Origin of the sequence: Croceitalea sp. MTPC6 (assembly GCF_036985525.1) — a bacterium.
GTDB lineage: Bacteria > Bacteroidota > Bacteroidia > Flavobacteriales > Flavobacteriaceae > Croceitalea.
Window position 1 is genome coordinate 304,528 of sequence record NZ_BTGR01000001.1, and the last position, 14,460, is coordinate 318,987.

A 14,460-nucleotide genomic window follows, 5' to 3' on the forward strand; every position below is an offset into this window, starting at 1 on the left:
GTCGATTAATTTGAAGCTCGGAACTCAATTTTCAGAACTATTTAGTTTTAGATAAAATGAATAAAAAGAAGGAGGATAATTCAGCAAAAAGAAAAAATGCTTCTTTGACATTTGAAGAATGGTCCGATTTTTTTATTATTCCTATAAATAATTCATCTAAACTTTTTCCTGCAAAAGATTCAAATGATTTTGAAATAGATAGGTTTAAAAAACATGGTTTTGATAGAAAAATAAAACAATCATTTTATGCTAGGGTTCTAGGTTTTATTTTTTGGATTATCATCATTTTTGGGCTAATCAACTTCATTGAGAATCACCTATGAGATATGATATTACCATCCTTACGGACAGCAGATATATAAACCCAACTAAAACCAACAAATACATAGAAAATGTTTTATTGGAAGATCAAATGCTACAAGATGAATTGGTACAACAAGGTCTAAGCGTAACAAGAAAACCTTGGGATGATAAAAACTTTGATTGGTCAAGCAGCACGTATGCTATATTCAGAGCTACTTGGGATTATTTTGACCGTTATGAGGAATTTTTTGAATGGTTTCAAAAAACAGCTCAACAAACTACATTTATCAACTCCAAAACATTGATTCGATGGAACATTGATAAGCACTATCTTCAAGATTTGAATAAAAAAGGCGTGAACATTCCTAAAACATTATTTGTTGAGCCCAATACCAAAACAAGCCTTGCTGATTCTATAAAAAATGCTAAAAGCACCATGGGTTTTACAGCTAGAGATTTTGTTCTAAAACCTTGTATTGGAGGCGGAGCTTATCATACCTATAAATTCCATGAATCAGACTGCAATAAGCATGAAGCCACGTTTAAAGAATTAATTTGCAATCAAGCCATGATGCTTCAAGAGTTTCAAAAAAATATAGTTGTAGAAGGTGAAATTTCCATGATGGTCCTTAACGGAAAATTCACCCATGCCGTTTTAAAAATTGCAAAGCCTGGTGATTTTAGAGTACAGGATGACTATGGGGGTTCTGTACATAAATATCAACCTTCAAGCGAAGAGATAGATTTTGCCATTTCAATAGTAAATGCAGCTCCCGAGCTTCCTATCTATGCCAGAGTGGATATTTTTAAGGACAATGAAGAGAAATTGGCGCTAGCAGAACTGGAAGTATTTGAACCTGAGCTTTGGTTTCGCTTTTATCCAAAAGCTGCACAGGTTTTAGCTAAAAGTATTAAAGAAGGATTATTTTGATAAAACGTATTTTAAAAATTATAGGCATTCTAACTGGGGTAGTTCTTCTTGGACTATTTATTTATGGGTGGATAATAAACGAACCCCTACCAAAAGGAAAGTCAGGGGCAGAAGCGGATGCATTAGCAGCTAAAATGCTTAAAGCAATTAATTATGATAGCTATAAACAAACACGGTTTATAGAATGGTCTTTTAGAAACGATTCCCATCACTATAAGTGGGACAAAGAGAACGGTATTGTTGAAGTCAAATGGAGTAACAAGAAAGTTGTTCTAGACTTATCCAATCTTTCAAAAAGCAAATCTTATGAAGGGGGTAAAGCAATTAATGACGTAAATAGCAAAACTTTAATAGATGATGCCTTGGACAAATTCAATAATGATTCTTTCTGGTTGGTAGCACCCTACAAGGTTTTTGACAAGGGAACTAAAAGAGGTATTGTCGAACTTGAAGATGGCTCAAAAGGACTTTTGGTTACCTATACCAAAGGCGGAACTACACCTGGAGATAGCTATCTCTGGAAATTGAACCCTAATGGATTTCCTAATTCCTTTCAAATGTGGGTTAAAATTATTCCAATTGGAGGCCTGGAAGCTAGTTGGGACGATTGGATTATTACTTCAACTGGTGCATATCTACCTAAATCACACAAATTTGGCCCTGTTAATTTAAGTATTGGTAACATTAAAGGATATAATTAAATCTCTGTAAGTCCATATTCTGCAAGTACTACCTCCCACTCTGTGGTTTCAATGATTTCCAAAATCCGTTGTGATATTCTTCTCTGTAAGGCCAAGCTGTCCTTATTTATGCCAAAAGCATAGAATTGTACATCAAACTTAATGGGCAATAATTGCAGCTTAGCTAATGTAGAATCTTTTCGAATTCGATATTTGAGGATAGGTTCATCATATATGAATGCCTCTATTTTTTGGTTATTCAAATCTTGTAACCCAGGTACAACACTATTATATTGGTTAATATCTTTAAAAAAATGGACTCGTAAAAAATCATAAGAACTAGAACTACGAACTGTGCCTACTGGTCGTTCTTTAAACTCATCAAAACTTTCAACGTTTTCCGTTAATTGGTTTACCGTTAAACTTGATGCTATACTTGCTGTTAAACCGGAAACAAAAAGCAGACCACTCAACATCAACCCTAAAGCGGCGATTTTCCCCCATCGTGTTTTTGGTGCTTTATCACCATAGCCTACAGTGGTTAATGTCACAACAGACCACCAAAGTCCATCCCAAATTCCTTTTTGTCCAGGTCTAAAATCATTGGGATTATGTCTACGTTCAAACAACCAAGTCAAAAAGCCGAAAAACAACAGAATAACAAAAAGTAAAAGAAATCCGCGAAGGAAATTCATCTGAAATATGGCGCCCAAGAACTGTTTTATTTTCTGAAAAGATGATTTTTCGGCAACCGCTACAGTAGAATGTGAAGCAAAGAAAGAACGGGTAAACCCAAGTTCTTTAATGCGGTCACTCGTAATTGTCAAAGGATTAATACTTACATCTATCTCGCCAGATTTTAATGCCGCTAGCATATCGGCAAAAGCCATCTTCTTTATGGTGTAAGGCAGCTCTAAATCTTCAGCCACACGTTTCCAAAGCCAAATATTTATTCCTTCCAAAAGCTCATCGTCCTCAATAATAAATGGAGCTGCCGGTGCATAGCCTACTATTAAAGTATCAGTAGGCGCTTGTGCGGAAATCTTAAAACAGAATAGGAAAAGTGCAAAAACGAAAAAAAATCGTTTCATTGGATAAGTGGTTGATTATGGTTTTAAAGATAATCCAAAAAGGATTAGTTTTTTGTCTGCCCCACTTGCTTTTTTAATTCCTCCATTGATTCTTGTAACTGGCGCAGCAATCCTTTTTCCGTAGTAGCATCAACATTAAAAGTGAGTTTACTACTTACCTCCCAAATCTCTTGAATCTGAAAGGGCTTAATATCATAGGGAGGATAGATTTCGTTTAAAGAAACCAAGGTGATGTTATTAGAATTTGGTTTTCGTTCAATCTTTTTTACCATCACAGCGTCCTGTAAAACCACCACATACATTTTATTAAGACTAACGTGGTCTATATGTTCAATCGCTTTGGCCAAAACCCATTCCCCGGGGTGTAGATTGGGCAACATACTGTCCCCTTCTACCTGAAAACCACGGTAGGTAGCATTCCTAAACTCTGGAATGGGCATATCAAAAGCTGGTAATTGTTGGTACCAACTTGTGTCCGTTATGTTCTGGGGATACCCTGCAGCTGCTTTAGCGTTTACCAAGACCATGTTATCTTGCTCAGAACTATCTACAGTAACCACTTTGGGGATGACACTTGTTCTCGTAGTGTCCAAATGTTTTTCATCACTTTCACCAAACAACCATAGTGGATTTATATTGAATTGCCGCAACAGCTCCACTACTACCCTACCAGAAAGTTTGGTACGTCCTCGTTCTATATCTGCAGTAGTATTGGACACCCCTAAAAGCTTGGCAAACTCTGCTTGGGTATGCCCTAAATCCCTTCGAATAGCTGTAAAACGTTTGAGTGTGAGTTCATTTTCCATACTCAAATGTAGTTAAATATGGAATAATTCCAAAAACAATATGGAATATTTCCATTATTGGGATTATTTCCATAATTTTGGATTAAAACCAGTTCTAGTGAATTTTGAACGTATAAAAGAAAAGTTGAACATTTTAGCAGATGCCGCGAAGTACGACGTCTCTTGTGCCAGTAGTGGTAGTGACCGAAAAAATAAAGGAAAAGGTCTAGGTGACGCTTCTAAAATGGGAATCTGCCATAGCTATACGGAAGATGGTCGTTGTGTCTCTTTATTAAAGATTCTATTGACCAATCACTGCATTTTTGATTGTGCCTATTGTGTTACACGAAAAAGCAATGATGTAAAGCGTGCTGCTTTTAAAATTCAAGAAGTGGTGGATTTGACCATTAATTTCTATCGCAGAAATTATATCGAGGGGTTGTTCTTGAGCTCGGGCATCTTTAAAAGTCCAGACCATACCATGGAGCGTTTGATTGCCGTTGCCAAAAAATTGCGTGAAGAAGAAAATTTCAACGGTTACATCCATCTAAAATCCATACCTGGTGCTAGTGATGAATTAATGTATGAGGCCGGATTGTATGCTGACCGTCTATCGGTCAATATAGAAATCCCCACCGTATCTGGCCTTAAATTATTGGCTCCTGATAAAAAGCATGAAGATTTCACCAAACCCATGCTTAAGGTTAAAAACGAATTGCTCCGTTTTAAAAATGAACGCAAAATCATCAAAAGCACCCCAAAGTATGCTCCTGCCGGTCAAAGCACGCAAATGATTGTAGGTGCAACGGGCGAAACGGATAAAGACATTATGTATTCCGCTACCTATTATTACAAAAAATACAACATGAAACGGGTTTACTACTCTGGTTATGTACCTATAGCAGAGGATAAACGTTTACCAGCAATTGGTTCTCAGGTACCTATGCTACGTGAAAATCGCTTATATCAGACAGATTGGCTTTTGCGATTCTATGGTTTTGCAGTCAACGAAATCGTAAATGATGAGCATCCCAATCTGGATGTGGATGTAGATCCCAAATTGTCTTGGGCGCTACGTAATATGCAATATTTTCCTGTGGATATCAACAAAGCGGATAAATGTATGCTGGCAAGGGTGCCTGGATTGGGAATGCGTTCTGTGCACAAAATTATAAATGCCCGAAGATTTAGAAAATTGAACTGGGACCACCTCAAGAAAATTGGAGTGGCGCTCAACCGTGCCAAATACTTTATGGTTTGTGACTCTCGCAATTGGGAACGCAGGGATTTGGATGCGGAGAAGATTAAAGGACTGATTTTACAAAACTCCACTGGGAAGTTCCGAAATCAGTACAGTACACAACTAGCATTATTTAACTAGGACTTTGTCATACTGAGCTTGTCAAAGTATAGACAAAAGGCTTCGAAAAGCTCAGCCTGACAATACTAAAACTAAAACTATGAACACATTAAAAGCACCACAGACCCAAAATCAAGTTGATTTTCTAGAACGTAGCCGAGATACTATTCTTAGTCTTGGTTACGACTATGTTGTATTTAAGAGCAAAGTAAAAAAGGCACTACTAATTATTAAAAGAAGAATTGTAAGATAATGCTAGTCATTTCGAAGAAGCTTGCGACCGAGAAATCTAGATTTCTCACACACGTTTGAAATGACTCTTTAAAAAACATTGAATACTATGGAAAATTCAAAAACAGATTCCCGCATTCGCGGAAATGACAGACAAGCAACCCTGATTTATGATGGAAGCTTTAACGGCTTTCTTACTGCTGTTTTTATTGCTTTTGAAGAAAGGCTACATGTGGCAGATATTCAACGTAACAGTCAAAGTCAAAATGGCCTGTTTTCAGATACTGAAACCATTTTTACCAATGTGGAGAAAGCCAAACGCGTATGGAACGGCGTTCGCTCCAAAAGTTATAATGCTATTAACACCATATACTTTGCTTTTTTGAGCGAAACAGAGGGGGTGGAAATGATGTGCTATACCTATATTAAAAAACTAATGGCAACAAAGGATAAAAAGCAGGCGGATTTCTCCGATGAGACCGTTTTATATATTTCTAAGCTGGCACAAAAAGTCGGTCGCGAAAAACATCGTATGGAAGCATTTGTACGTTTTCAATTGACAAAAGATGATATTTATTTTGCCAATATAGAACCCGACTTTGATGTGTTGCCCCTTATCTCCAAACACTTTCGTAACCGCTATGCGGACCAACAATGGTTAATTTACGATGTAAAGCGTAAATACGGCATATTCTATAATTTAGAACGTGTAGAAATTGTTTCACTGGACTTATCTGAGATACATTTTAACCGCACTCGAAAAAGCAAAGTCTTCGCAGATGTCGAATATGAATACCAAGATTTATGGAATAACTATTTCCAAAGTACCAATATCAAATCCCGTATCAATAGAAAACTGCATACGCAACATGTGCCAAAACGGTATTGGAAGTATTTGAGTGAAAAGAAAGAGGCAGTTTAAATTATATCATATGGATTACATAAGTTTTCGAGGTGTAAAATACCCAATTAAAACTATTAATTTTAGTGAGCAGGGTAAGTGTTTAATAGGTACAAATAGATTAAATGAAAAATTAATATCTCAAGAAGGTTATTATACCTCAAGAAAAGCCAGGGTGATTGATGAAAATATTTTTTACTATGTTGAAGAAAAAGATATTAACTTAACTTCCAAAGAGCTAATAAAAAAGATTAACTCAGAAATAGTATGATAAGATTTCAATTTTTCCCACGTTCACATGGCATAACCAACGAAATGGAAGAAATCATTGAATGTTTTAAGAAAGTTGAAAATCAAATTTCTTCAACTGATAGCAAATTACACAGCAATGAGGTATTAGATTTTCTAAGACCAAAATTAGAATCTATAAACTTTAAAGTTGAAACTGGTAAATCAAAAAATGAAAAAATTGATGTCCCAGTCCTTTTTGGCTATGACAATCAAATAGATAAAAGTTTTAACGCAGATGCACTAAGTGAGGACGGTAAGATTGTTATTGAGGTTGAAGCTGGTAGGGCTGTTGATAACAATCAATTTTTAAAAGATATTTTTCAAGCGTGCATGATGTTTGAAGTTGAATATCTGGTCATAGCAGTAAGAAATGAATATCGAGGAGCAGATGATTTTAAGAAAATATATACCTTCCTAGAAACCTTGTATATCAGTAGCAGGTTACACCTTCCACTGAAAGGTATATTATTAATTGGTTATTAAATATCCACTCTTTCCCACATCTACAAATTATTCCCAACAAGTTAAAAACCTTTCGAATAATGTTTCCGGTAATATTTAAATTTTACAACGAATACACTAATCAGAAGGTTAAAAACTGTAACTGTATAAGGTTTCAGAAGTAAATACATATAAGTTATTTACTCCGCTCCCCAACAAAATAATCGCTCTTGGTTTTAAAAAGTACGTTAAAACTGGTCAAGGAACCATAAATACGGGTAATATACTGCTGTAAGTCAACCTTTTCTTGGTCGTCCAGATTTTTACTGCTGTTTATCTTTTGCTCCATCACACGAATACGGTCACGTATCATCACAATTTTGTGAAAAAAGGTGTCAATGGGCATTTCTTTATTGGCAGTGCTATCATCTGGTTCTAAGATTAGTTTACCACCTTTCCATTTATCCGCTATGGCAACTTTTTCGTGGGTATCACTCCATTTTTCCAAAATTTTCACCAAGGAGCTTTCTACATCAAAAAAGCTAATGCTATCTACATCGTCTTCTAAAGCTTCTATAACTTCAAAATCCGAGTCAATAGCAATAGTTTCCAATCCTTTATCCAAAAAGGTTACCCAATAATGTTTTGATGATACATTCGTAACCACTCCCTTTCCATATTCAGAGTGGTTAATGCGAGAGCCTATGCCTAGTAGTTTCATATAATAAAATAGTTTAGCTTCATCGTCTGCGTAGGCGGATGACTTTAAAATAAATCTCCTCTTGTACTTCGCCTACCTGTCCGTCCAGCAGGTGGGCGCTGAGTGTGAAACGCGGAAATGACAAATCTGAGCATAAAAATACATCATCAATTAACAAAAATGCAACCTAAACTCACTTCATTTTTAACAGTCAATTGATTACTTTAGCATCTTGTGCTATGATCAACTACGAAGAAAACATTGAGGTACGCGGAGCGCGCGTTCACAATCTTAAAAATATAGATGTTACCATTCCACGGGAAAAGCTGGTGGTCATTACCGGTCTTTCAGGCAGTGGTAAATCTTCGCTCGCTTTTGATACCATTTATGCAGAAGGGCAACGTCGCTATATAGAAACTTTCTCTGCCTACGCAAGGCAATTTTTGGGAGGTTTGGAAAGACCGGATGTAGATAAAATAGACGGCTTGTCTCCTGTTATTGCCATTGAGCAAAAAACCACTTCTAAATCCCCTAGATCAACAGTCGGAACCATTACCGAGGTATATGACTTTCTGCGATTGCTTTTTGCAAGAGCTGGTGATGCCTACAGTTACAATACGGGTGAGAAAATGGTAAGCTACAGCGATGAGCAGATTAAAACCTTAATTATTGAGGCTTACAAAGACAAAAAAATCAATGTCTTGGCGCCAGTTATAAAATCAAGGAAAGGGCATTATCGCGAACTTTTTGAACAGATTGGTAAACAAGGTTTTGTAAAGGTAAGGGTAGATGGAGAGATTGTCGACATCACCAAGGGAATGAAGGTGGATCGTTACAAAGTACATGATATTGAAATTGTTATCGATCGCCTTAAAGTAGCTGAAGGAGAAGAGTTTGATAAACGCCTAACTGAAACTATTAACACTGCCATGTATAGTGGCAATAATGTACTCATGGTTTTGGAAGAAGGCGAAAAAGTACCGCGCTATTTCAGTCGGGATTTAATGTGTCCGTCTTCGGGCATCTCCTATCCCACTCCAGAACCCAATACCTTTTCTTTTAATTCCCCAAAGGGAATGTGTTCGCATTGTAACGGATTGGGGCATGTGTACGAGGTAAATGAGGCTAAAATCTTTCCCAATAAAAAACTATCCATCAAGACTGGCGGTATTGCTCCTCTAGGAGAATACAAAAAGTCTTGGGCCTTTAAACAATTGGAGACCATTGGACAACGCTATAAGTTTGATATTGAGACGCCATTGGATAAAATTCCGAAGGAAGCCATGGGTGTTATCTTAAATGGTGGGAAAGACAGTTTTGCGGTAGATTCTAAAACTTTAGGGGTTAAACGAGAGTATAATATTGACTATGAAGGTATCTCCAATTTCATTAAATCACAATTTGATGAAGCTAGTTCCACCTCTATAAAACGCTGGGCCAAGGATTACATGGATAAAATACAATGTCCAACTTGTAATGGTTCTCGTTTAAGCAAAGAATCGCTTTACTTTAAAATCGACGAAAAGAATATTGCAGAACTCGCGCACTTGGATATAGCAGAATTGGCAGAATTCTTCGAGGAACTAGAGCAAAAGTTAGAAGGGAACCAAAAGAAAATAGCGGAAGAGATAGTAAAAGAGATTAGAACCCGCATTCGTTTCCTTTTGGATGTTGGATTGGATTATCTTTCTTTAAATCGAAGTTCAAAATCCCTGTCTGGTGGAGAAGCGCAACGCATTCGCTTGGCCACACAGATTGGTTCGCAATTGGTAGGCGTACTTTATATTTTGGATGAGCCCAGTATAGGTTTACATCAACGTGATAATGAGCGTTTGATAAATTCTCTGGCTTCACTCCGTGACATTGGCAATTCCGTGATTGTCGTGGAACACGACCGTGATATGATTGAAGCAGCGGACCATGTTATCGACATTGGACCCAAGGCGGGCAAACATGGAGGCACCATTATTTCCGAAGGCAAACCTGAAGATTTAAGAAACTACAACACACTTACAGCAGATTATATCACTGGAGATAAAGAGATAGAAGTTCCTGAAAAAAGAAGGAAAGGCACAGGAAAAAAATTAGTACTTACAGATTGCACCGGTAACAATCTAAAAAATGTAACTGCTGAATTTCCCCTTGGTAAAATGATCGGTGTAACTGGAGTTTCAGGAAGTGGGAAATCCACATTGATAAACGAGACCCTATACCCTATTATGAATGCCCATTATTTTAATGGGGTCAAAAAACCTATGCCTTACAAAAAAATAAAGGGCTTAGAACATATTGATAAGGTTATTGATATCAATCAATCTCCGATAGGAAGAACTCCTAGGTCAAATCCAGCGACCTATACCGGTACTTTTAGTGAAATCCGAGCCTTGTTTGCCAAAACTACCGAAGCTACCATTCGTGGGTATAAGCCCGGTCGTTTCAGCTTCAATGTTCAAGGTGGACGTTGTGAAACATGTCAAGGTGGTGGGTTAAAAGTTATCGAAATGAACTTTTTGCCTGACGTTTATGTAGAATGTGAAACCTGCAACGGCAAGCGTTTTAATAGAGAAACTTTAGAGATTCGTTACAAAGGGAAATCCATAGCGGATGTTTTGGAAATGACGATGAACGAAGCAGTTGATTTCTTTGAGAATATTCCGAAAATTCATAGAAAGCTTAAAACAATAGTTGATGTTGGACTAGGCTACATATCCCTAGGGCAACAATCTACTACCCTATCTGGTGGTGAAGCACAACGCGTTAAATTGGCAACAGAACTGTCTAAACGTGACACCGGAAATACCTTCTATATTTTGGACGAGCCCACAACAGGACTTCATTTTGAAGATATTAGGGTTCTAATGGATGTCTTAAACAAGCTAGTTGATAAGGGAAATACGGTTTTGGTCATCGAACACAATATGGACGTTATCAAAATGGTGGACCATATTATAGACATTGGCTATGAAGGTGGCCGTGGTGGTGGAATGATAGTCGCAAAAGGTACACCAGAGCAAGTGGCTAAAGATCCTAAGAGCTATACGGCCAAATTTTTAAAAAAAGAGCTGGAAAATTCGAATACTAATATTGCGAAAGCAGTCTAAATAACAAAATATGCGATCTGAAGTGCATCCTAAAGGTTGGAACGAAATAAAAACTAATGATTCATGGGCCATTTTTAAAATAATGGGGGAGTTTGTCAATGGTTTTGAAAGAATGAGTGCTATTGGCCCTTGTGTTTCCATATTTGGTTCGGCTAGAACAAAACCTGGAGAAGATTATTACAATCAAGCGGTAGAAGTAGCCCAAAAGCTTGCGGAATCAGGCTATGGTGTTATTACTGGTGGTGGCCCTGGAATTATGGAAGCAGGTAATCGTGGAGCAAACCAAGCAGGCGGAACTTCAGTAGGCTTAAATATAGATTTGCCTTTTGAGCAACATGACAATCCCTATATTGACTCAGACAAAAGCTTGGATTTTGACTACTTTTTCGTCCGTAAGGTCATGTTTGTCAAATATTCACAGGGATTTGTCGTTATGCCTGGAGGGTTTGGCACACTTGATGAACTATTTGAAGCCATTACCCTTATTCAGACACAAAAAATTGGGAAATTTCCAATTGTACTTGTTGGAACAAGCTTTTGGAATGGTCTATTGGATTGGATTAAAACTACAATGCTAGAAGAAAAAAACATTAGTGCATCAGATCTAGATTTAATAAAATTAGTGGATTCGCCAGAGGAAGTTGTTTCCATAATAGATAGCTTCTATAAAGGACATGAAATGAGTCCAAATTTTTAATCAAATTCCTTTGAAAAAAAATAGTATTCGAGTCAAACATTATGTTACAGCATTACTCCTGTTCTCCATATTTACAGTAATAGGACAGCATGAGAATGATTTGACCGCTACTATTAACGATGAAACAAAAGAAATTTCAATAAGGCAAAAATTCACTTATGTAAACAGTTCCGATGTTACTTTAAGCAACCTATATTTTAATGATTGGAACCACGCCTATTCTTCAAAAAAAACACCCTTGGCCAAACGTTTTGCAGAAGAGTTTAAAAGAAGTCTGCATCTAGCAAAGGATGACGAAAGAGGCAGAACAACTATCTTAAGTGTTGTTGATAGCGAATATGGTGGGCTTAACTGGGAGCGTACCAAAAACCTGGACATCATAAAGATTCAGTTACAGGAACCATTGGCTCCACAACAGTCTATTACCATCTTTTTTACATACAATCTTAAGCTTCCTGAAAATAAATTTACCCCTTATGGCTACAATGCAAAAGGAGGGTATTATTTAAAGGATTGGTATCTAAATCCTGCAGTTTTTGATGGGGAATGGAAGTTGTATTCCAATAAAAACTTAGAGGATAACTATACAGATATTGCTAATACCACTATTAGCTTAATATTTCCGAAAAAGCTATATATAACTTCCAACTTTAAAGAATCCCGAATCACGGATATCTCTGTTGGACAGCAAGTAACTTTAAAAGAGAGTAATAGCAAAAATTGTGATGTTATTCTATCTCCAGAAAAGGAATTTACCAAACACGTAACTGGGTATTTGACCGTAAAAACGGATTTAGATTCAAAAAAGTACGACGGTATTTCACAAGTGATTTCCATAGAAAAAGTATCACGTTTCCTAAATAATAATCTAGGGGAATATCCTCATGATGCCCTTTTAGTCAGTGAAATTGATTACAACAAAAGTCCTTTGTATGGATTAAATCAACTCCCCTCCTTTATTAGACCGTACCAAGAACAGTTCCAGTTTGAGATGGTATTTTTAAAGACAGCGCTAAATGCTTATCTAAAAGAGTCCCTGTTTCTAGATCCTAGAAAAGAACGTTGGGTCAATGATGCTATCAGTAATTACTTAATGATAAAATATGTGGAGGACAACTACCCTAAGCAGAAGCTTCTTGGAAAATTATCAAAGGTTTGGGGACTAAGAGGCTTCCAACTTGCAAAGAAAGACTTTAACGACCAATACTATTGGTTGCAAATGTTTACAGCGCGCAGAAATATTGACCAAGCTTTAACAACACCTAATGATTCCTTGGTCTTTTTTAATCAAAAAATTGCAAATAGATACAAAGCAGGTTTAGGCATGGCCTATTTGTCAGCCTATGTTGGTGAAGAAAAGGTTGAAAATATCATTTATGACTTCTATGATAGAAATAAACTTAAACCCAAGATTAAGGCAAAAGACTTTAGACGTGTACTGGAAAGTAATATTGAGACAGACATCAACTGGTTTTTTGATGATTATGTAGGTTCTAGGAAAAAAATAGACTTTAAGATAAAGGATATCACCAAAACTGAGGATTCTGTAAGCTTTACCATTAAAAATAAAAGAAAAACCAATGTCCCAATATCTTTATTTGGGTTACAAAAAGATTCTGTAGTATCAAAATATTGGTTTTCGGACATAGATACCTCAAAGACATTTACCATTCCAAGAAATGGTGCAGACCGACTTGTTTTAAACTATGATAAAAAGATTCCTGAATTTAATCAACGTGATAACTGGAAGACTCTAAATGGCTTTTTCTCCAGCAATAAAAAACTACAGTTTCGTTTTTTTAAAGATTCAGAAGACCCGTACTATAACCAAATTTTTTATGTTCCCATTGCTAATTTCAATGTTTATGATGGGATAACACCAGGGTTAAGAATTTACAATAAAACTTTTCTTGAAAGACAGTTTACCTATGATATAGCTCCAACCTATTCCTTTTTGGAAAGAACTTTGGTTGGTAAAACCAGCTTTCGATACCGCAAATATCACGGAAAAAGTGGACATTACGTATCTAACTTTAGTATTGGTGCAAGCACCTCTCACTTTCAATCAAATTCAAGGTTTACAACAATTACACCTTCAATGAGTTTTGGTTGGCGGCCTGATGACTTAATATCCAATAAAAGACAGCTATTACTTTTTAGGCATCGTAACGTTTTTAGGAGTATTGACCCTACCGTGCTGTTGGATGAGACCGTAGATTTAGATTTAGAAAATAATCCAGATTACAGCGTATTTAATGTTCGTTACTTAAATGTAGATAATAATATTTTAAATTTTAAGTCATCCATTTTAGATTTTCAACATTCAAGCGAATTTACCAAAGCATCATTTGAGTTTGAATACCGCAAACTTTTCGAAAGTAACAGACAGTTGAATTTACGCTTTTATGCTGGGAAGTTTTTAAGAAATAAAACCAATTCTGATTTCTTCAGTTATGCATTGGACAGACCAACTGATTACCTTTTTGATTTGGGCTACTTAGGTCGTTCTGAAGGCAGTGGTATTTATAGTCAACAGATAATTATAGCTGAAGGTGGCTTTAAATCACGTTTTGACGATCAGTTTGGGAGTGACTGGATTGCAACAACAAATGCAAGTTTTAATTTATGGAGATGGATAGAACTATATGGTGATATAGGTATGATTGCGGACAAAGGCGAGAGTGGTCGCTTTGTATATGATTCTGGAATACGCCTGAACCTGGTAACTGATTATTTTGAATTATATTTTCCATTGTACTCAAATAAAGGTTGGGAAATTGCGCAACCAGATTACGGCCAAAGCATACGCTTTATAGTTACCATTAGCCCAAGAACACTAACCGGTCTCTTCACAAGAAAATGGTTCTAATTTTAAAGAATCAACAAAATACAATTCTTAAATCACCATTATTTTTTCATATTCGTTTTTAAAATAACAATTTATTGTG

At 36.4% G+C, this 14,460-nt stretch carries 14 protein-coding genes; 11 read left to right on the forward strand and 3 right to left on the reverse strand.

The annotated features are described in order from the left end of the window. Positions 1-56: 56 nt before the first annotated feature. Genes AACP56_RS01435 through AACP56_RS01445 form a run of 3 tightly spaced genes read left to right on the forward strand, consistent with a single transcriptional unit; the run spans position 57 to position 1,935 of the window. Positions 57-323: a hypothetical protein gene (locus tag AACP56_RS01435; protein ID WP_339334221.1), complete on the forward strand. Its 267-nt coding sequence runs from the start codon at positions 57-59 to the stop codon at positions 321-323. Beyond that, positions 320-1,234, forward strand: coding sequence for an ATP-grasp domain-containing protein (locus AACP56_RS01440; protein ID WP_339334219.1), 915 nt, complete (start codon positions 320-322; stop codon positions 1,232-1,234). Before AACP56_RS01435 ends, AACP56_RS01440 begins: the two co-directional genes overlap by 4 nt. Continuing rightward, entirely contained in the window at positions 1,231-1,935 is a 705-nt protein-coding gene (locus tag AACP56_RS01445; RefSeq protein ID WP_339334217.1) for a hypothetical protein, read from the forward strand. The genes AACP56_RS01440 and AACP56_RS01445 overlap by 4 nt, the downstream gene beginning before the upstream one ends. Here AACP56_RS01445 and AACP56_RS01450 read toward each other — a convergent pair. Both AACP56_RS01450 and AACP56_RS01455 read right to left on the reverse strand, forming a co-directional pair. Next, positions 1,932-3,005: a transporter substrate-binding domain-containing protein gene (locus AACP56_RS01450; RefSeq protein ID WP_339334215.1), complete on the reverse strand. Its 1,074-nt coding sequence runs from the start codon at positions 3,003-3,005 to the stop codon at positions 1,932-1,934. The genes AACP56_RS01445 and AACP56_RS01450 overlap by 4 nt on opposite strands. A 44-nt stretch (positions 3,006-3,049) precedes the next feature. Next, positions 3,050-3,811, reverse strand: a complete 762-nt coding sequence (locus AACP56_RS01455) for an XRE family transcriptional regulator (RefSeq protein WP_339334213.1) — start codon at positions 3,809-3,811, stop codon at positions 3,050-3,052. Between the two features lie 97 nt (positions 3,812-3,908). On the opposite strand from AACP56_RS01455, the gene AACP56_RS01460 reads away from it, so the two are divergent. The 5 genes from AACP56_RS01460 (at position 3,909) to AACP56_RS01480 (ending at position 7,056) form a co-directional block, all read left to right on the forward strand. Beyond that, entirely contained in the window at positions 3,909-5,171 is a 1,263-nt protein-coding gene (locus AACP56_RS01460) for a putative DNA modification/repair radical SAM protein (protein ID WP_339335478.1), read from the forward strand. 79 nt (positions 5,172-5,250) lie between these two features. Next, positions 5,251-5,403: a hypothetical protein gene (locus tag AACP56_RS01465; protein ID WP_339334211.1), complete on the forward strand. Its 153-nt coding sequence runs from the start codon at positions 5,251-5,253 to the stop codon at positions 5,401-5,403. A gap of 87 nt (positions 5,404-5,490) precedes the next feature. After that, positions 5,491-6,303: a TIGR03915 family putative DNA repair protein gene (locus AACP56_RS01470; RefSeq protein ID WP_339334209.1), complete on the forward strand. Its 813-nt coding sequence runs from the start codon at positions 5,491-5,493 to the stop codon at positions 6,301-6,303. Between the two features lie 10 nt (positions 6,304-6,313). After that, a complete protein-coding gene (locus tag AACP56_RS01475; RefSeq protein WP_339334207.1) occupies positions 6,314-6,553 on the forward strand; it encodes a hypothetical protein in 240 nt (79 codons plus the stop codon). Then, entirely contained in the window at positions 6,550-7,056 is a 507-nt protein-coding gene (locus AACP56_RS01480; protein ID WP_339334205.1) for a hypothetical protein, read from the forward strand. The genes AACP56_RS01475 and AACP56_RS01480 overlap by 4 nt, the downstream gene beginning before the upstream one ends. A gap of 154 nt (positions 7,057-7,210) precedes the next feature. Here the strand turns inward: AACP56_RS01480 and AACP56_RS01485 are convergent, their stop codons facing one another. Further along, positions 7,211-7,735 (reverse strand): hypothetical protein, encoded by a 525-nt coding sequence (locus AACP56_RS01485; protein ID WP_339334203.1) that lies wholly within the window; start codon positions 7,733-7,735, stop codon positions 7,211-7,213. Between the two features lie 218 nt (positions 7,736-7,953). Between AACP56_RS01485 and uvrA the strand changes: the two genes are divergently transcribed. The 3 genes from uvrA to AACP56_RS01500 are packed head-to-tail and all read left to right on the forward strand — an operon-like array spanning position 7,954 to position 14,381. Then, positions 7,954-10,815: an excinuclease ABC subunit UvrA gene (uvrA, locus tag AACP56_RS01490; protein ID WP_339334201.1), complete on the forward strand. Its 2,862-nt coding sequence runs from the start codon at positions 7,954-7,956 to the stop codon at positions 10,813-10,815. Between the two features lie 10 nt (positions 10,816-10,825). Continuing rightward, positions 10,826-11,512: an LOG family protein gene (locus AACP56_RS01495; protein ID WP_339334199.1), complete on the forward strand. Its 687-nt coding sequence runs from the start codon at positions 10,826-10,828 to the stop codon at positions 11,510-11,512. Between the two features lie 10 nt (positions 11,513-11,522). After that, positions 11,523-14,381, forward strand: coding sequence for a metalloprotease (locus tag AACP56_RS01500; protein ID WP_339334197.1), 2,859 nt, complete (start codon positions 11,523-11,525; stop codon positions 14,379-14,381). Positions 14,382-14,460 lie beyond the last annotated feature (79 nt).